Raw genomic sequence first — 16,010 nt, 5'->3', positions numbered from 1 at the left:
GCTCATGGCTAGCCCTTGCGCATCATCCCATTGTGGTCCGTTCGCGCGAAGCTTCCGGAAGTGCCCCAAAATGCGCCTTTCGCGGCCTTTTCGGGGCGAAATTTGGTGAAAGGAAGGCCGCTCGTAATCCTTACGACTTTCACCTCGCCCTTAATGGACGGTTATGGTTAAGGATGGGTTAGTATCTCGGGCCGTTCCTGATGACTCTCGGTCAACCTCCGCATTCGCAGGTCGATGTCACGGGAAGCTTGTAGTGCGGCCTCAGCCGCGTGGCATGAAGGCTTCGATCCAGTCCCTGGGAAAGCGCCGGGGGCGGCCGTTCTCACCGATGATGGCGGCCTCCACCCGCGCCTCGACCAGCACGTCGCCGCCACGCTTGAGCTGCTGGGCCATGGTGATCCGGGCGCCTGAAATCTCCACCGTGCGCGTTTCGATGGTCAGCACGTCGTCGATCTTGGCCGGGCCGCGGAAGTCAATTTCCATGCGACGCACCACCCAGACGATCTTTTCGCCATGCTTGCCGTCGGCAAGCTCGGTGTGGTGGACGCCGGCGAGGCGCAGGAAATCGGAGCGGCCGCGTTCGAAGAATTCGAGATAGCGGGCATGGTAGACCACGCCGGAAAAGTCGGTGTCGGCATAATAGACCCGCGCCATCAGCCGATGTCCGAACGACGTCAGCGCGCCGGAAAGTCCCGAAGCAAGCGTGTCCTGTTCACCATGATCGGCCATGGGGCTTTCCTTTTTCCGGTCTTGCGGGCACCAGTCTTGTCCAGTCCGGCAACCCGATGGCAGCAATAACGGCGATGTTCAAGACCTCACTGACGGCGACGCTCGCGCTGGTTCTCTCGCTCGCTCCGGCCTCCGCCGCCAGCTTCTCGATGAAGCGCGGCATCAATCTCGACATCTGGGACACCTGGCCGGGTGAGGATCGCTGGGGCGAGGCGGACGTGCTCTTGCCCTTTCCGGAATGGCGCAAGAACCTGACCGAAGCCGACCTCAAGGCGCTTGTCGCCGACGGCTTCGACTTTGTGCGTATGCCCGTCGATCCCTCGGTTTTCCTGTCCGAAAAGGCAGTGCCGTTGCACGAACAACTTTTCGCGAGCGTTCTTGACGCGGCGCGCGCGATCAATGCCGCGGGCCTCAAAGTGGTCGTCGATCTCCATTTGATCCAGTCGGGCGGCAACGGCCAGATCGGCATGACCGAAGTGATGGCCGATCCCGGACAATTCGACCGCTATGTCGAGATCGTCCGACAGATGGCGCTGACCCTTACCAAGGAGAATCCGGAGCAGGTCGCGTTCGAATTGATGAACGAGCCCGTCGTCGACTGCGAGCCGGGTGAGAAAAAGGTCTGGCCGGAGCGGCAGCAGCGGCTTTATGCGGCCGCGCGCGCATCGGCGACGCGGCTGACGCTCGTACTCTCCGGTGGCTGCTGGGCAAGCGCCGAGGGATTGGCGTCAGTCGACCCGAAGGCCATCCCTGACGACAATGTGATCTGGACCTTCCATTCCTACGCGCCGTTCCTGCTTACCCATCAGGGCGCTACCTGGGCCGGCGACTTCATTCCCTATGTCACCGGGCTCCCCTATCCGCCGCACGAGGCGCCGCGCGCAGAACTCGATGCCACGCTCGACAACGTCAGGAAGAAGATCAGGGCGGAAGCCCCGGTGCTGCGCCGTCCGGGCCTGCTCAGCTATCTCGACGAGCAGGTCGCCACAATCGACAGCAAGGAAAAACTGGCAGTCGAACTCGACGCGCCCTTCGCCCAGGTCGCCGCCTGGGGGGCGAAGAACGGCGTCGCGAGCGACGACATCTATCTCGGCGAATTCGGCATGATCCGTCAGGAATACGGCAATCCCTTCGTCATGCCCGGCGCCTGGCGCGCAGCCTATGTCAAGGACATGATCGCCCGCGCCGAAGCCCACGGTTTCGCCTGGTCCGTCTGGGGTTACGGCGGCGCCTTCGGCATCGTCGATGAGTTCGAGGGCCGCAAGGCCGAGCCTGACGTGTTGGAGGCGATCAGGGCGCTGAAGTGAGCGTCTAACCCAAATCGATCGACAGGATTTCCGGTCGCACGCCAAAGCGGATCGGTGCGATGCTGCAGCCAAGGCCGCCCGAAACGATCAGGTTGCGCTCGTCCTCGACCACGTGACCGTAGGCATAACGGTTGCCGTAACGCGAAGGAACGACAGGCGAATAGCCGAACAAGCGCACCTGTCCGCCATGGGTATGACCCGACAGGGTCAGTGCGACGCGTTTCGGCACGTCGGGGAAGATATCGGGTTCATGGGCGAGCAGGATGACAGGCGCGTCATCACTGATTTTCACAAGCGTGCCGGGAAGGTCGTCGAGCCCGGCAAAGTTTTTGCGGCCCCAGGCTTTGCCCGGCCGTAGCGCCAATTGGTCGGCAAGCCCTGCGATCCAGAAGCCTTGCCCGTCCTTTTGCAGGCGAACGGCGTCATTCTCCATGACAGGAATGCCTGCCGCCTCAAGCGCCCGCCTGGCAATCGTCGGACCTTGGCCTGCCTTCTGCGCTGTCAGGTCCTCCCACCAGTCATGATTGCCGAGGACGGAAAAGACGCCGAGCGGTGCCTTGAGGCCCGAAAGGGCAGGGCCCCATTCGGCCGCGTCGACCCAGTTCGACACCATGCGCGTACCGGCGACATAGTCGCCGAGCAACACGATGACGTCGGGCTGCAGGGCATTCGCCTCTTCGACCAGTGAGGCAATGCGTTCCGGCGTCATCCACGGGCGACAGGCGTGAATGTCGGCGAGGGCGACGATGCGCAGCTTCAGGCTGTCGGGCCAGTCAGGCGGGGTCAGGGCGTAGCGCTTGACCCGGGTCAGCAGCATCGGCTCGATGCCAACCGCATAGGTCCCGAGCGCGGCTGCCGCCACGATCGACCCGCCGAGAAAACGGAAGAAACCGCGACGGGTGATCAAGCCCTCATACCCGCGCGGTGGCGTTCGAAGCGCTGCTCGCGCACGCCGCCCGACCACTGATCGCGCTCTTCTTCGGCGATAAGTGCAAAGCCGAAGGATTCATAGAGATGGCGGGCAGGCTTGAGCCCGGCGAAGGTGGTGAGATAGACACCTGGGAAACCTTTGGTGTCGACATGGGCGATTGTTTCGCTCATCAGCCGACGCCCGAGCCCGGTGCCGCGCGCGTTGTCGCTGGTGATGAACCAGCGCAGATGCGCCAGTGACTCGGCCGCAGTCGGGGCTTCGAGGCTGATGGTGCCAAGCAGTGCGCCATCGTCGTCGTATTCGGCGGCGAAGAAGTCCAGTCCGGGCCTGAAATCGCCCAGGAAAGCTGAAAGCTCGCTGGCAACCTTGGCCTCGAAGGGCAGTCCGAAACCCCAGTCGCGGGCATAATATTCGGCGTGCAGCCTGACGATGTCGGCTATCAGTCCGGGGCGATAGCCGAGCATTTGTCAGTCCTCTTCCTGGAACAGGTTTATCTGCTGCACGGCAACTTCTCTCGGTGCCTCCAGCCCCAGATGTCTCCAGGCGTTGGCCGTCAGCATGCGGCCGCGCGGCGTGCGCTGGATGAAACCCTGCTGGATCAGATAGGGCTCGATGATGTCCTCGATGGCGTCACGCGGTTCGGACAGGCCAGCTGCGATTGTTTCGATGCCGACGGGGCCGCCGCCGAAATTCATCGCGATCATGGAGAGATAGCGCCGGTCGAGCTGGTCGAGGCCGAGCGCGTCGACTTCGAGCCGCGACAGCGCCTCGTCGGCGATACGGCGGTCGACCGGGCCGGCGCCAGCCACGGCGGCAAAGTCGCGCACGCGGCGCAGCAGGCGGCCGGCAATGCGCGGGGTGCCGCGGGCGCGGCGGGCGATCTCGATGGCGCCGTCGTCGGCAAGCGGCATGCCGAGAATGCGTGCACCGCGGCGTACGATCAGCTCAAGCTCCTCGACCGTATAGAAATTGAGCCGGGTCGGAATGCCGAAGCGGTCGCGCAGCGGGTTGGTGAGCAAGCCGAGTCGCGTGGTCGCGGCGACAAGCGTGAACTTGGCGAGGTCGATCTTGACCGAGCGCGCCGCCGGGCCTTCGCCGATGATCAGGTCGAGCTGGTAGTCCTCCATCGCCGGATAGAGGATTTCTTCGACCGCCGGGTTGAGCCTGTGGATCTCGTCGATGAACAGCACGTCGCGTTCTTCGAGATTGGTGAGAAGGGCTGCGAGATCGCCGGCCTTGGCGATGACCGGGCCCGAAGTCGAGCGGAAATTGACGCCGAGCTCGCGCGCCATGATCTGGGCGAGCGTCGTCTTGCCGAGGCCGGGCGGCCCGACGAACAGCACATGGTCCAGCGCTTCGCCACGCCCCTTGGCGGCCTCGATGAAGATCTTGAGATTGGCGCGCGCCGCCGCTTGGCCGACAAAATCGTCCAAGGTCTGCGGACGCAGGCTGTTGTCGGCATCTTCGCCGCGCTTTTCGGGCGTGATGAGGCGGGTCGGCGTGTTCATGTGCCCGTCCTCGCATGGAGACCGGCTGCGGGCAAGGCACTCACCGTGCCAGCTCCTTCAGGCCGAAGCGTATCAGCTTGGAGGAATCGGCGTCCTCGCCGGCGGTCTTCATGGCGGCTGCCACCGCATTGGCGGCGATGTCGCGCGAGTAGCCGAGATTGACCAGCGCCGAGACCGCGTCCGCGATCGGTGCAGGGGCCACGCCTTCGCCCAGCTCCTGCTTGAGCCCGATTGTGCCGGAGGCCGATCCGGCATAGGCCGGCGCCTTGTTCTTGAGTTCGGTGACGATGCGCTCGGCGACCTTCTTGCCGACGCCGGGCGCGCGGCTGACCATGGCGATGTCGCGCAGGGCGATGGCATTGGCGAGGTCGGCGGGGGCCAGCGTCGACAGCACGGCCAGCGCCACCTTGGCGCCGACGCCCTGCACGTTGTTCTGCAGCAGGCGGAACCATTCGCGCTCGAGTTCCGACTGGAAGCCGTAGAGCCGGATCATATCCTCGCGCACGTAGGTCTCGATGTAGAGAACCGCGGCCTCGCCGGGGCCGGCCATGGAGGCCAGCGTGCGGGCCGAACAATAGGCGACGTAGCCGACGCCATGGACGTCGAGCACACAGTAATCCTCGCCGATCTCGTCGACGGTGCCCTTCAACTTGCCGATCATTTGGTGCGTCCCGTCATGGATGAGTATCCGGTGCGATGATGTCGAGGTCGGGAAAGTAGCTGCGATAGCGCGAGGCGTCGCGGGTCAAAAGCCTGTGTCCCGCCACTTGCGCATGCGCGCCGATGAGGAAGTCGGGCAAAGCACGGTCGCAGGTGCCGCCGTTATGGCGATACGCCAGATGCGCCTTGCCTGCGGCGAAGGCCGCCTCGAAGGGAATCTGCGCCTTGTGGACCGCGAGCCCTTCCAGGGAATTCGCAAGATCGGCCTCCGTCGGAAAGCGAACGGATACTTCCGACCAGATGACCGGATTGACGACGAGAGCGCCGACGCTTCCTTGCTGCACAAGGCTTCTTCGCGACCATACACTGGCCGGGCCGCCCTGGAACATGTCCAGGAAGATGTTGGAATCAACGAGGACCGAGGTCATCGCGCGGCCCCCTCAGCCATTCCATGTATTCGTCTGTCGTCATGCCGCCGAGATCGATTGTTCCAGCCACCCTGTCTGCCCAGGCATTGATGGCTGTCGCCCGGCGCTGCCGCGCCTCATCGTCTTCACGCGCCACCAGCGTGACGACATCGCCCGTCACCACGAATTCCACCTCCGAACCGGGCTCGATGCCGAGCTTGTCGCGGATCTCCTTGGGGATGGTCACCTGGCCTTTTGTGGTCACGCGCATGGTAATACCTCACAGGTATTACCTACGTGCCATATGAGAACAAGTCAAGAACATGGCTGCTGTGGCGCAGCTCTCCAGTGCGGGTTCTTCTCACGACGAGCCGGCGTTACCTGTCTCTTGCCAACGCCGCCAGTTCGTCGGGACTGATCGCCTGTTCGGCAGCGCCCTCGAGGCGGCCGAGTATTGCCAGGAACCGGTCCAGCCGGTCGCGGTCGGCCAACCTGGCGATCTCGTCCTTGGGCACGATGGTGATCTTGCCGCCCTCGATGCCGAAGATGACCTCGGTGTTGGCGACGATGCCAAAGGTCTCGCGCAGGTCGCGCGGAATCGTCACCTGGCCCTTGCTGGTCACACGCATGGAATCATTCCTTTTCTTGCCGGCAAGGAATGTTTCAGCAAAGAGAACAAGTCAAGAACATTGGGCTTGGTGTATCGGCCCGAAAGTCGATGCGCGATAGAACATGTCCGCGATTCCGCGGAGCCGCTCCATCTCTTTGTGTTGACGCAATTCCGGACGGAAAACCGCTTCACACTTTTCCTGGAATTGCCTAGCTGGCCAGTTGCGCCAGCCGGTAGGCCGGGCTCTGGCGGTGGTGGGCATGGCAGATGGCAATCGCCAAGGCGTCGGCCGCGTCGGCGGTATCGAAACCGGCCTTAGGCAACAGCACCTTGACCATCATGGCGATCTGCTTCTTGTCGCCGTGGCCAACGCCGATGACGGCCTTCTTGACGGCGTTGGGCGAATATTCTGCGACCACAAGCCCGGCGCGAGCCGGCACCAGCATGGCGATACCCCGCGCCTGACCGAGCTTCAGCGTTGCGGTCGCGTCCTTGTTGACGAAGGTCGCCTCGACCGCGGCCTCATGCGGCATTTCGCGGTGGATCACGTCGGCCAGCCCGTCATGCAGCTGGCAGAGCCGGCTGGCAAGCGCTGCCTTGTTGTCGGAACGCACCGTGCCCGATGCGACGAAGCGCAGCGAATTGCCGAGCGATTCGATGATGCCCCAGCCGGTGCGCTGAAGGCCCGGGTCGATGCCAATAATGCGAATCGTCTCTCTCATCCGCGAACTCTATCTCCACGGAGGCAAGACGCCAGACAAATGTGAACAAACCGGAAACAATCCCGGCTGCGAAGGATGATCTGTCGGAGCTTAGTTGCGCGCGAAGGCGGTGTTTAGCAGGCTGATCTGGTCGGACACCGGATTGCTGCTGCGGCGCATGGCCTGCATCGGCAGCACCGTGGCGCCGTTGCCGTAGATCTCCTCGTCCATGCGGCGGACCAGCGCCTGCAGGCGTAGCGAGCGGCGGACGAGATCGACGAAATCTCCAGGCAGTTCGTTCCAGCCGGCGGCGTCGTCATGCGCCGAGGCGGTGTCGAGCCGGACCTTGGCCTTTTCGGAGGCGACCTGATCGCGGGTCATCTCGCCGGAATTGGCGGCGCGCTGGAGCAGGAGCCAAGAGGCGATCTGCATCAGGCGGGTGGTGAGGCGCATCGATTCGGCGGCATAGAGCGTGGCGGCGAGCCGCGACAGCTTCTTGGCCTCGGCGCGGCCGGCGCCGTCGAGATACTCCGCAGCCTGTTCCACGAGCCCCATGCCCTCGTTGTAGAGAGGCTTGAAGGATGGCGAAAACACCCGCCTCTCGGCGAGCTTGACCGTGTTCGCGCTTTCCCTCGAAGGCTCGTTCATCATCAGTTTCCTGCTTCCCTGGCTTGCGTCGTGCCCGTCTTTTGCGACGGATTCTGCGCTTGCCAACTCCTATTACGCTAAGCCCTTCGAAAATGCGCTTCCAGTCAGCTGAACGCAAGCGCATGTTTAACAAAGGGTTAACGCGTCGCATCGGGCCGCTTTTGGACGGCGTTTCCCGCTTCGACGCACGAAAAAAAAAGAGCCGCGGAAAAGTGCGCGGCTCTCAGGAGTTTAACAGGGAGGCGTCAAACAAAGTGGCTCCAACCACTCGGTAAGAATCCAGATCACTGGATACCCACATTAAACATCTGGAATGCTTAATGGAGCCTTAAGGACGACGCCCATTTGTCCTGAACTGTGCCGTCGCGGCACAGCACCTCTTGGGGCTTCAGTTTGCCGGCTGCTGTTTCCACACGGTCGGTAGGGCAATGAAGACGAACAGGAACATCGCCGCATAGAAGGCCATCGACGAAATCGCCACCACAGGCTCGATCGCCGCGTTACCGCCGAGCAGGAAGAACAGGCCCACCAGCAGGCCGATGCCGCTTATGGCGGTGAGCCAGAAATGGATCCTTGCCAGCGTCTTTTCGCGGGCGGCCGGGAACAGGTGATAGAAGAAGGCGAACACCGACGACATCAGCCAGCCCGCCACCATCGTGTGGGCATGAACAGGCATCTGGCTGTGGTCCTGGCTGATCGACATGTGCAGGCCAAGCGCCATGCCGGCGATGGCGTAGACGATTGCGAGCGTGAAGAAATTCCGTGCGACCCCTTGCATAGTTCTCTCCTGATGCCTTTTCCCCCCGCAGGGAATGGGTGTTGACTGGCAGACCGCGGGAAGCGGCCGATGCCGGGCATTTGCGCCTTGTCTGTTTCCGTCGCATGTCGCGCGGGTTCCTGGCATGCGTCCGGCAGTTACATTGGCTCGCCACGAGGAGGTTTCGCCGTCGGCATGGATGTCGGATGGCGCGCCCCGTTACAGTCGAGCGTCCTGCCAACTGTTTGGGGTTCACAGGAACGTCCGGGCTCCGGCTCCTTTCTGGAGCCAGCTTGGGCGCGAGCTGGCCGGGTCGTCGCCTGTCGTCGCGTTTCGATGTCATTGCTGCCGCGGCAAATGCCGCTTGCGGAAACAAGGCCTGCATTGCCCGACACATCGTCGAAACACTGCGAATGCTATTTGCCGCCGCCGAAAATTAGCGATGCCTGAAGCGCCGGGCGCTTTGGCAGGTGATGTGACGGAAGGTTCGGAAAGATGGACTTCTATTCAGTGGTCAAGTTCATGCATGTCGTGGCGGCCGTGCTCTGGGTCGGCGGCGGGTTTGCGCTCATGCTTCTGGCCGTGCGGGCCGATCGTGCCGGCGACACCGAAGGCATGCTGCAGGTGATGCGTTCGGTTGGAGAGCTCGGCAACCGGCTGTTCATGCCGTCCTCGCTGGTCACGCTGCTGCTCGGGCTCGCGATGTGCTGGTTCTGGGTCGGCTTCCGCGATCTCTGGATCATCATCGGACTTGCCGGCTATGCGGCAACTTTCCTGATCGGCACGTTGGTGTTCAAACCGACCGCCGACCGCATGTCCGCGCTGATCGCTCGCGACGGCGTCACGCCAGCGGTACTCGAGCAGGGCGGGCGCATCCTCAAGGTGGCGCGGTTCGATTATGCGGTGATGCTCGTCATCGTCGCCGACATGGTGCTCAAGCCGACGCACTCCGATGTGCCGGTCCTGGCCACCATGGCCACGGTCTTCGGCCTCGGCCTTTGGGCCGCGTTCGACGGGTTGCGTCCGGCGCCTGCTACCGCTGCCTGACACGAAAGGCGGCGCCTTCCGGGCGCCGCTGTTGCCTCACCTCATTGACATGTCGCGCAGGCGGAATTTCTGGATCTTGCCCGTCGAGGTCTTTGGGATCTCGGCGAAGATCACTGCCTTCGGCACCTTGAAGCGGGCTAGCAGGGTGCGGCAGTGCTCGATGATTTCGGCCTCCGTCGCTGCCTTGCCTGGCTTCAGCTCGACATAGGCCACCGGCACCTCGCCCCATTTGTCGTCGGCACGCGCGACCACGCCGCAAGAGGCGACCGCTGGGTGCTTGTAGAGCGCATCCTCGACTTCGATGGACGAGATGTTTTCGCCGCCAGAAATGATGATGTCCTTGGAGCGGTCCTTGATCTGGATGTAGCCGTCGGGATGCATCACGCCGAGGTCGCCGGAATGGAACCAGCCACCGGCGAAGGCCTCGTCCGTGGCAGCCTTGTTCTTGAGATACCCTTTCATGACGATGTTGCCGCGGAACATGATCTCGCCGATGGTCTCGCCGTCGGCCGGTGTCGTTTCCATGGTCTCGGGGTTCAGGACCGTCAGCCCTTCGAGCGCGGCATAGCGCACGCCCTGCCGCGCTTTCTTTGCGGTACGTGCGCCCTTGTCGAGACCGTCCCATTCGTCATGCCATTCGTTGACGACGGCCGGGCCATAGGTCTCGGTCAGGCCGTAGAGATGGGTGACGGCGAAGCCGGCATCAGCCATACCCGACAGCACCGCCTCGGGTGGTGGCGCCGCGGCGGTGTTGAAGGTCACCATCTGCGGAAAGGTGCGCTTGTCCTCGTCCTTCGCGTTGATCAGCAGCGACATCACGACAGGCGCGCCGCAGAGATGGGTGACGCCATGGTCGGCGATTGCTTCGTACATTTGTCTGGGGCGCACCCAGCGCAGGCAGACATGGGTGCCTGCCTGCACGGCAAGCGTCCAGGGAAAGCACCAGCCGTTGCAATGGAACATCGGCAGCGTCCACAGGTAGATCGCGTGCTTGCCCATGCTGGCATGGATGGTGTTGGTGTAGGCCATCAGTGCTGAACCGCGATGATGGTAGACCACGCCCTTCGGGTTGCCAGTGGTGCCTGAGGTGTAGTTCAGCGAGATCGCATCCCACTCGTCGTCCGGCATCGACCAGGCATAGGTCTCGTCGCCGGAAGCGACGAAAGTCTCGTAGTCGACGCTGCCGATGCGTTCGCCCTTCGGATAAGGGGCATCTTCGGGATAACAGGGATCGTCATAGTCGATGACGAACGGCTTCACCGTGGCCAGTGCCAGCGCCTCCTTGACCACGCCTGAGAACTCCCGGTCGACGATCAAGAGCCTGGTCTCGGCGTGGTCGAGCTGGAAGGCAATGATTGCCGCGTCGAGGCGGGTGTTGAGGGAGTGCAGCACCGCCTTGGTCATCGGCACGCCGAAATGGGCTTCCAGCATCGGCGGTGTGTTGGACAGCATCACCGTCACTGTGTCGCCCTTGCCGATGCCTTTGGAGGCGAGCGCAGACGCCAGCTTCAGCGAGCGGCGCCAGAAATCGCGGTAGGTCAGGCGCTGGCTGCCATGGATGACAGCGACGTGACCGGGAAAGGTCCTGGCGGCGCGTTCGAGGAAGGTGAGCGGCGTCAGCGGTTGGTGATTGGCGGGGGTCTTGTCGAGGTGTTCCTCGTATTTGCCCATGGCGTTTCTCCCTTGTGGCGCCGAGCCTAGTCCACCGCCTTCATGCGGTCATCTCACATAAAGTCGCGTAAGCCGTCGTAAAGCAGCTTGGCTGCCACCAGCGCCACGGTGGCATAGGTGAAGGGGTAGAAAATCTCCGGCCGCATCCGCCGCACCAGCCAGGCGCCGGCAAGGGTGGCCAGCGGCGCGATCGGCACCAGCACAAGCGACGCCGTCAGGTTAGCGGCGTCGAACTGGCCAAGCGCGAAGTAGGGGATCAGCTTGATGGCGTTGGTAACGGCAAAGAAGATGACGCTCGTGCCGGTCAGCACCTTGGGGTCGAGCCGCAGCGGCAAGGTGTAGACCTGGAAAGGTGGGCCGCCGACATGGGCGACGAAACTTGTGAAGCCGGCGATCGAACCCCAGACGGCGGCAGCAGCTTTGCTCTGTTCCGACTTGTGGCCGCTGCCGTGGCGAAGGCTGGTGTAGAGCCAGCGAGCCACGAAGATGATGGCGATGGCGCCGACGATGAAGCGCACCATATCGGCCGTCACCACCGAGGCAAGCAGCCAGCCGATGCCTATGCCCAGGATCGAGCCCGGCAGCATCTGCCAGAGGATCGAGCGGTCGTAGACGCCGCGCCAGGTCCACAAGGAAACGACGTCCATGAGGATCAGGATCGGCAGCAGGATCGCTGCGGCCTGAACCGGCGAGATCACCAGCGCCATCAGCGGTACGCCGACGAAGCCGACGGCACCGCCGAAGCCGCCCTTGGACAGGCCGACGAGAATCACCGCCGGAACAGCCGCCGCATAAAACCACGGGTCGAGAAGCAGAGCCGTCATGGAGAGCCTTTTGGTCAGGGATAGCCGGATCGCGGCGGCTTGGCGAGTGCCGTGCCAGTGTTTTCATATGCTTGCGTCTGGCAGCCCGTCCTGTTCAACGGCGGCACTTTGCTCTATGCCCCAATGCAAACATGATCGCCTTGCATAGGCGACAAGCACCCGGATCGAAAAGATGACCGCAAACACGCCGCCCAATCGCTGCCGCATCGTGCTGATCGCACCGCCTTCCATCGAGGTCGAGCGTGTCGAAGCAGCCCTCGCTGGCGGCGACGTCGCTTCGCTCATCCTGCCGGGCGAGGGCGTTGACGCGGCGTCGTTCCAGGCGTTTGCCGAAAAGGTCGCCGCCAAGGCGCATGAAGCCGGCGTGGCCGTGGTGATCTCTGGCGACACGCGCGTTGCCGGTCGCATTCATGCCGACGGCATCCATGTCGAAGGCAAGAAGGCCGAGCTTGCCGAAGCCGTCGAGCACTACCAGGACCGCATGATGGTCGGCACCGGCGGCGCCAAGACACGTGACGACGCGCTCGAACTCGGCGAGGAGCGGCCCGACTACATCTTCTTCGGCCGCTTCGGTTACGACACCAAGCCGGAGCCACATCCGCGCAACCTTTCGCTTGGCGAATGGTGGTCCGAGATGATCGAGATCCCCTGCATCGTCATGGCCGGTTCCGACATCGCCTCGGTCGAGGAAGTGGCTGCGACCGGCGTCGAATTCGTCGCCATGCAGGCTGCGGTGTTCGGCGAGGGCGTCGATCCGCGCGAGGCGGTCGCCCGCGCCAACGCGCTGCTCGACGAGAAAGCTCCCCGTTTCGAGGATTAATCATGCATTGGTCGCGCCTGATCGCCGGACTGTTGTGGTTGGGCTCGGGCCTTGGGCCTGCGCTTGCTGTCGAAAGCGCGCCGGCAGCGAGCGGTGACGCTGGTGCCGTGCCGGCACTCGGCAAGTCGGGCCACACGATCGATCCCAGCCGCTTTGGGCCTTCGTCCGATATGACCCCAGCGCCAGTGCTGCCGACGGTGGCACCTGTCATGGCGCCTGGCACGTCCCCGTCGTCGCCCGATCTCGGTGCCAGCCCGGCTGCGAAGCCGACCGATGGCATCGACCCCAACCGTTTTGGCGGTAAGCCGTCGGACGAAGCATATGGCGCTTTCCAGCGCGGCCTCTACAAGACCGCCTACAATCTGGCGTTGCCCCGCGCCGAGGCTGGCGATGCCGCCGCCCAGACACTGATTGCCGAGATCCTGTCGCGTGGCCTGGGCGTTGCCCGCAATGACGCCGAATCCGCCAAATGGTACGAGCGGGCGGCGGAGCAGGGCGTGCCCGAAGCACAGTTCCAGTATGCGCTGCTGCTGCTCGACGGAAAATACGTTGCCCGCGACGAGAAGGCGGCCAATGCGCTGATGCAGTCCGCAGCAGAGGCCGGCAACAGGCTGGCCCAGTTCAACTACGCGCAATTGATTGTCCAGCGCGAGCCGGGTTCGCGCGGCCTCGAAAGGGCCGTTCCCTATTATGAAAGGGCGGCGGAGACCGGACTGGCCGATGCGCAATATGCGATGGCACAGGTCTATGCCAACGGTGTCGGCGGCCGGCTACGCGACGACCACAAGGCGCGGCTGCTGCTTGTCCAGGCAGCGCGGCAGAATTACGACACCGCCCAGTTCGACCTTTCGCTGTGGATGCTGGACGGACGCGGCGGCGACCGCGACCTCAAATCGGCCTTCGGCTGGATGAAGCTTGCCGCAGACGGCGGCAATGTCGCCGCCCGCAACCGACTCGCCAAGTTCTATATGGGCGGCATCGGTATAGATCCGGATTCGATCCAGGCCGCAGCCTGGTACATCGCTGCGCGTCGTGCCGGGCTCACCGATCCCGAAATGGACGATTTCCTGCGCGGCCTTACCGACGACGAGATGAAACAGGCGCTGGAGCGCGCCAATCGCATCCGCTGAGGCAGGTGAAAATCGCGACTTCTCTTGCCTAAAAAGGCATTTTATGGTCTTGGGGGCCCCGATGGCGCCCCTTCTGGCGCAAACCTCTCTTCCGGAACCAAAACATGGCCAAGATCAATGGCAACGAAATCCGTCCCGGTAACGTCATCGAGCACGATGGCGGCCTTTGGGTGGCGGTAAGGACCAATCACGTCAAGCCCGGCAAGGGCGGCGCCTACAATCAGGTCGAGCTGAAGAACCTCATCAACGGCACCAAGCTCAACGAGCGCTTCCGTTCGGCAGAGACGGTCGAAAAGGTCCGCCTCGAGCAGAAAGACTTCTCGTTCCTTTACGAGCAGGGCGACGCCCTGGTGTTCATGGACACCGCCAGCTACGAACAGCTTGAACTGCTCAAGGATTTCGTCGGCGACCGCGCCGCGTTTCTGCAGGACGGCATGATGGTCACGGTCGAGCTCTATGACGAGCGCCCGATCGGCATCGCACTGCCCGACCAGGTGACGCTGACGATCACCGAAGCCGACCCGGTCGTGAAGGGTCAGACGGCTGCGTCGTCCTACAAGCCGGCCGTGCTCGAAAACGGCGTTCGCGTCCTGGTTCCGCCGTTCATCTCTTCGGGCGAGCGCATCATCGTCGACACCAACGAAATCACTTACGTCCGCCGCGCGGACTGATTTCGACACTGCTGAGGTTGTAGAAAATGGCGCGTTCAGCGATCCTAAATGTTATGGTGCAGGCCGCCATGAAAGCCGGCCGTTCGCTGGCGCGCGACTTCGGCGAGGTGCAGAACCTGCAGGTCTCGCTGAAGGGCCCGGGCGACTATGTCAGCCAGGCCGACCGCAAGGCTGAAGACATCCTGTTTGCGGAGCTGTCGAAGGCACGCGTCGGCTACGGCTTCCTGATGGAAGAGCGTGGTGTCGTCGCCGGCGAGGACGACCAGCATCGCTGGATCGTCGATCCGCTCGACGGCACCACCAACTTCCTGCATGGCATTCCGGTGTTCTCGATCTCGATCGCGCTCGAGCGTCAGGGCCAGATCGTCGCAGCCGTTGTCTATAATCCGGCGATGGACGAGCTCTACACCGCCGAGCGCGGTGGCGGCGCCTTCCTCAACGACCGCCGCCTGCGTGTGTCGGGCCGCACCAAGCTTGTGGATGCCGTCATCGGTTGCGGCGTGCCGCATCTCGGCCGTGGCCACCACGGCAATTTCCTGCTCGAACTGCGCAACGTCATGGCCGAGGTCGCCGGTGTCCGACGTCTTGGCTCGGCTGCACTCGACCTGGCCTATGTGGCCGCCGGCCGCATGGACGGTTTTTGGGAAACGGGGCTATCGCCCTGGGACGTCGCTGCCGGCATGCTACTGGTCCGCGAAGCCGGTGGGTACGTGTCCGATGGCAAGGGCGGCCAGGACATGCTTGAGGGCGGCTCGATCGTCGCCGGCAACGAGCTGATCCAGAAGGCCCTGCTGAAGACGCTGAAGAAGCCGGTTACGCCGCGCTGATCGGCCGCGCAGGCCAAGCCTTGCCTGCCAACCCTGCGTCTGCCCATATTGGGAGTGGCGCAGGGACGAGCAATGACGGACCATCTCCACAAGCGTGAGACATCAGTGCCCTTCATCGGGCGCTATACCCATTCGCGCGCCGAACTGATCGCCGACGGCGTGGTGCATGCGATAGGCATCGTGCTCGCCGTCGCCGCGGGTTCGGCCCTGCTTTCCATCTCCGCTTTTCACACCGCATCGGGCGAATATCTCGCAGCCGTCGTCTTCGTAGTGGCGCTTCTGACCGTTCTGTCGGTGTCGCTTGCCTATAATCTCTGGCCAATCTCGCCGGCCAAATGGGTGCTGCGCCGTTTCGATCACGCCGGTATCTACCTTTTGATCGCCGCCACCTACACACCGTTCCTGGCCCAGCTGGATGACCGCGTCACCGCCGCATGGATGGCCGGTGTGGTCTGGTCGGCTGCGGTCGCCGGCATGGCGATCAAGCTTTTCCTTCCCGGCAGGCTCGACCGGCTGGCACTGGTCTTCTACCTTGCCATGGGGTGGAGCGGCATTGTCATCCTCAGGCCGCTGATCGCTACGCTTCCGACTGCCACATTGTGGCTGCTGTTTGCCGGCGGTGCCGTCTATTCCTGCGGCGTCATCTTCTACACCTGGCAGCGCCTGCGCTTCCAGAGTGCGGTCTGGCACAGCTTCGTCGTCACCGGTGCTGGACTGCATGTCGCCGCCATGATCGACCTATTGGTCGTTGCACGCCTCTGA

At 63.3% G+C, this 16,010-nt stretch carries 20 protein-coding genes; 7 read left to right on the top strand and 13 right to left on the bottom strand.

The genetic code is table 11. From position 1 onward, the window contains the following. Nucleotides 1-261: 261 nt before the first annotated feature. Nucleotides 262-729: a tol-pal system-associated acyl-CoA thioesterase gene (gene ybgC / locus B015_RS0122530; protein WP_018430007.1), complete on the bottom strand. Its 468-nt coding sequence runs from the start codon at nt 727-729 to the stop codon at nt 262-264. Between the two features lie 56 nt (nt 730-785). Between ybgC and B015_RS0122525 the strand changes: the two genes are divergently transcribed. Then, complete coding sequence (locus B015_RS0122525; protein WP_026227607.1) at nt 786-2,036, top strand: cellulase family glycosylhydrolase; 1,251 nt, start codon at nt 786-788, stop codon at nt 2,034-2,036. A 4-nt stretch (nt 2,037-2,040) separates the two neighbouring features. Here B015_RS0122525 and B015_RS0122520 read toward each other — a convergent pair whose 3' ends face one another. The 10 genes from B015_RS0122520 to B015_RS0122475 all read right to left on the bottom strand — a co-directional run bounded on the left by B015_RS0122520 (nt 2,041) and on the right by B015_RS0122475 (nt 8,279). Continuing rightward, nucleotides 2,041-2,943, bottom strand: coding sequence for a metallophosphoesterase (locus tag B015_RS0122520; RefSeq protein WP_018430005.1), 903 nt, complete (start codon nt 2,941-2,943; stop codon nt 2,041-2,043). Next, a complete protein-coding gene (locus B015_RS0122515) occupies nt 2,940-3,431 on the bottom strand; it encodes a GNAT family N-acetyltransferase (protein ID WP_018430004.1) in 492 nt (163 codons plus the stop codon). The genes B015_RS0122520 and B015_RS0122515 overlap by 4 nt, the downstream gene beginning before the upstream one ends. Nucleotides 3,432-3,434: 3 nt before the next feature. Then, on the bottom strand, nt 3,435-4,475 hold the full coding sequence (ruvB, locus tag B015_RS0122510) for a Holliday junction branch migration DNA helicase RuvB (RefSeq protein WP_018430003.1): 1,041 nt from the start codon (nt 4,473-4,475) through the stop codon (nt 3,435-3,437). 40 nt (nt 4,476-4,515) lie between these two features. Continuing rightward, nucleotides 4,516-5,136, bottom strand: coding sequence for a Holliday junction branch migration protein RuvA (gene ruvA, locus B015_RS0122505; RefSeq protein WP_018430002.1), 621 nt, complete (start codon nt 5,134-5,136; stop codon nt 4,516-4,518). 13 nt (nt 5,137-5,149) lie between these two features. Beyond that, nucleotides 5,150-5,563 carry a type II toxin-antitoxin system VapC family toxin gene (locus tag B015_RS0122500; RefSeq protein ID WP_018430001.1) on the bottom strand — a complete coding sequence of 138 codons (414 nt, stop codon included), beginning with the start codon at nt 5,561-5,563 and terminating at the stop codon, nt 5,150-5,152. Further along, nucleotides 5,544-5,813: an AbrB/MazE/SpoVT family DNA-binding domain-containing protein gene (locus B015_RS0122495; protein ID WP_018430000.1), complete on the bottom strand. Its 270-nt coding sequence runs from the start codon at nt 5,811-5,813 to the stop codon at nt 5,544-5,546. Before B015_RS0122495 ends, B015_RS0122500 begins: the two co-directional genes overlap by 20 nt. 106 nt (nt 5,814-5,919) lie before the next feature. Then, nucleotides 5,920-6,171 carry an AbrB/MazE/SpoVT family DNA-binding domain-containing protein gene (locus tag B015_RS0122490; RefSeq protein ID WP_018429999.1) on the bottom strand — a complete coding sequence of 84 codons (252 nt, stop codon included), beginning with the start codon at nt 6,169-6,171 and terminating at the stop codon, nt 5,920-5,922. A gap of 190 nt (nt 6,172-6,361) precedes the next feature. Further along, entirely contained in the window at nt 6,362-6,874 is a 513-nt protein-coding gene (ruvC, locus tag B015_RS0122485; protein WP_018429998.1) for a crossover junction endodeoxyribonuclease RuvC, read from the bottom strand. 90 nt (nt 6,875-6,964) lie between these two features. After that, entirely contained in the window at nt 6,965-7,501 is a 537-nt protein-coding gene (locus B015_RS0122480; RefSeq protein WP_026227606.1) for a DUF1465 family protein, read from the bottom strand. A gap of 388 nt (nt 7,502-7,889) precedes the next feature. Beyond that, nucleotides 7,890-8,279 carry a hypothetical protein gene (locus B015_RS0122475; RefSeq protein WP_018429996.1) on the bottom strand — a complete coding sequence of 130 codons (390 nt, stop codon included), beginning with the start codon at nt 8,277-8,279 and terminating at the stop codon, nt 7,890-7,892. 474 nt (nt 8,280-8,753) lie between these two features. Between B015_RS0122475 and B015_RS0122465 the strand changes: the two genes are divergently transcribed. After that, nucleotides 8,754-9,305: a DUF2269 family protein gene (locus B015_RS0122465; RefSeq protein WP_018429995.1), complete on the top strand. Its 552-nt coding sequence runs from the start codon at nt 8,754-8,756 to the stop codon at nt 9,303-9,305. 36 nt (nt 9,306-9,341) lie between these two features. Here the strand turns inward: B015_RS0122465 and B015_RS0122460 are convergent, their stop codons facing one another. Both B015_RS0122460 and B015_RS0122455 read right to left on the bottom strand, forming a co-directional pair. Continuing rightward, nucleotides 9,342-10,976 (bottom strand): acyl-CoA synthetase, encoded by a 1,635-nt coding sequence (locus B015_RS0122460; RefSeq protein ID WP_018429994.1) that lies wholly within the window; start codon nt 10,974-10,976, stop codon nt 9,342-9,344. A 53-nt stretch (nt 10,977-11,029) separates the two neighbouring features. Next, complete coding sequence (locus B015_RS0122455; protein WP_018429993.1) at nt 11,030-11,800, bottom strand: sulfite exporter TauE/SafE family protein; 771 nt, start codon at nt 11,798-11,800, stop codon at nt 11,030-11,032. 172 nt (nt 11,801-11,972) lie between these two features. Here B015_RS0122455 and B015_RS0122450 point away from each other — a divergent pair, with 172 nt between their 5' ends. The 5 genes from B015_RS0122450 to B015_RS0122430 all read left to right on the top strand — a co-directional run bounded on the left by B015_RS0122450 (nt 11,973) and on the right by B015_RS0122430 (nt 16,010). Then, on the top strand, nt 11,973-12,620 hold the full coding sequence (locus tag B015_RS0122450) for a thiamine phosphate synthase (protein ID WP_018429992.1): 648 nt from the start codon (nt 11,973-11,975) through the stop codon (nt 12,618-12,620). Nucleotides 12,621-12,622: 2 nt separating this feature from the next. Continuing rightward, entirely contained in the window at nt 12,623-13,750 is a 1,128-nt protein-coding gene (locus tag B015_RS31440; RefSeq protein WP_018429991.1) for a tetratricopeptide repeat protein, read from the top strand. Nucleotides 13,751-13,854: 104 nt separating this feature from the next. Beyond that, on the top strand, nt 13,855-14,421 hold the full coding sequence (gene efp / locus B015_RS0122440; RefSeq protein ID WP_018429990.1) for an elongation factor P: 567 nt from the start codon (nt 13,855-13,857) through the stop codon (nt 14,419-14,421). 26 nt (nt 14,422-14,447) lie between these two features. Then, complete coding sequence (locus B015_RS0122435) at nt 14,448-15,248, top strand: inositol monophosphatase family protein (protein ID WP_026227605.1); 801 nt, start codon at nt 14,448-14,450, stop codon at nt 15,246-15,248. A 72-nt stretch (nt 15,249-15,320) separates the two neighbouring features. Beyond that, a complete protein-coding gene (locus B015_RS0122430; RefSeq protein WP_018429988.1) occupies nt 15,321-16,010 on the top strand; it encodes a hemolysin III family protein in 690 nt (229 codons plus the stop codon).

The sequence above is a fragment of the Hoeflea sp. 108 genome (genome assembly GCF_000372965.1).
Taxonomy (GTDB): Bacteria; Pseudomonadota; Alphaproteobacteria; order Rhizobiales; family Rhizobiaceae; genus Aminobacter.
The sequence above is the reverse complement of the archived record's forward strand: the minus strand, read 5'-3'. Positions and strand labels throughout refer to the sequence as shown.

Coding starts and splice junctions, on each gene's coding strand:
- B015_RS0122490 (WP_018429999.1), bottom strand. CDS start 6,171: ATGCGTGTGACCAGCAAGGGCCAGGTGACGATTCCGCGCGACCTGCGC.
- ruvA (WP_018430002.1), bottom strand. CDS start 5,136: ATGATCGGCAAGTTGAAGGGCACCGTCGACGAGATCGGCGAGGATTAC.
- ruvB (WP_018430003.1), bottom strand. CDS start 4,475: ATGAACACGCCGACCCGCCTCATCACGCCCGAAAAGCGCGGCGAAGAT.
- B015_RS0122500 (WP_018430001.1), bottom strand. CDS start 5,563: ATGACCTCGGTCCTCGTTGATTCCAACATCTTCCTGGACATGTTCCAG.
- B015_RS0122495 (WP_018430000.1), bottom strand. CDS start 5,813: ATGCGCGTGACCACAAAAGGCCAGGTGACCATCCCCAAGGAGATCCGC.
- efp (WP_018429990.1), top strand. CDS start 13,855: ATGGCCAAGATCAATGGCAACGAAATCCGTCCCGGTAACGTCATCGAG.
- B015_RS0122465 (WP_018429995.1), top strand. CDS start 8,754: ATGGACTTCTATTCAGTGGTCAAGTTCATGCATGTCGTGGCGGCCGTG.
- B015_RS31440 (WP_018429991.1), top strand. CDS start 12,623: ATGCATTGGTCGCGCCTGATCGCCGGACTGTTGTGGTTGGGCTCGGGC.
- B015_RS0122450 (WP_018429992.1), top strand. CDS start 11,973: ATGACCGCAAACACGCCGCCCAATCGCTGCCGCATCGTGCTGATCGCA.
- B015_RS0122480 (WP_026227606.1), bottom strand. CDS start 7,501: ATGAACGAGCCTTCGAGGGAAAGCGCGAACACGGTCAAGCTCGCCGAG.
- B015_RS0122460 (WP_018429994.1), bottom strand. CDS start 10,976: ATGGGCAAATACGAGGAACACCTCGACAAGACCCCCGCCAATCACCAA.
- B015_RS0122430 (WP_018429988.1), top strand. CDS start 15,321: ATGACGGACCATCTCCACAAGCGTGAGACATCAGTGCCCTTCATCGGG.
- B015_RS0122475 (WP_018429996.1), bottom strand. CDS start 8,279: ATGCAAGGGGTCGCACGGAATTTCTTCACGCTCGCAATCGTCTACGCC.
- B015_RS0122455 (WP_018429993.1), bottom strand. CDS start 11,800: ATGACGGCTCTGCTTCTCGACCCGTGGTTTTATGCGGCGGCTGTTCCG.
- B015_RS0122515 (WP_018430004.1), bottom strand. CDS start 3,431: ATGCTCGGCTATCGCCCCGGACTGATAGCCGACATCGTCAGGCTGCAC.
- B015_RS0122525 (WP_026227607.1), top strand. CDS start 786: ATGGCAGCAATAACGGCGATGTTCAAGACCTCACTGACGGCGACGCTC.
- B015_RS0122435 (WP_026227605.1), top strand. CDS start 14,448: ATGGCGCGTTCAGCGATCCTAAATGTTATGGTGCAGGCCGCCATGAAA.
- ruvC (WP_018429998.1), bottom strand. CDS start 6,874: ATGAGAGAGACGATTCGCATTATTGGCATCGACCCGGGCCTTCAGCGC.
- ybgC (WP_018430007.1), bottom strand. CDS start 729: ATGGCCGATCATGGTGAACAGGACACGCTTGCTTCGGGACTTTCCGGC.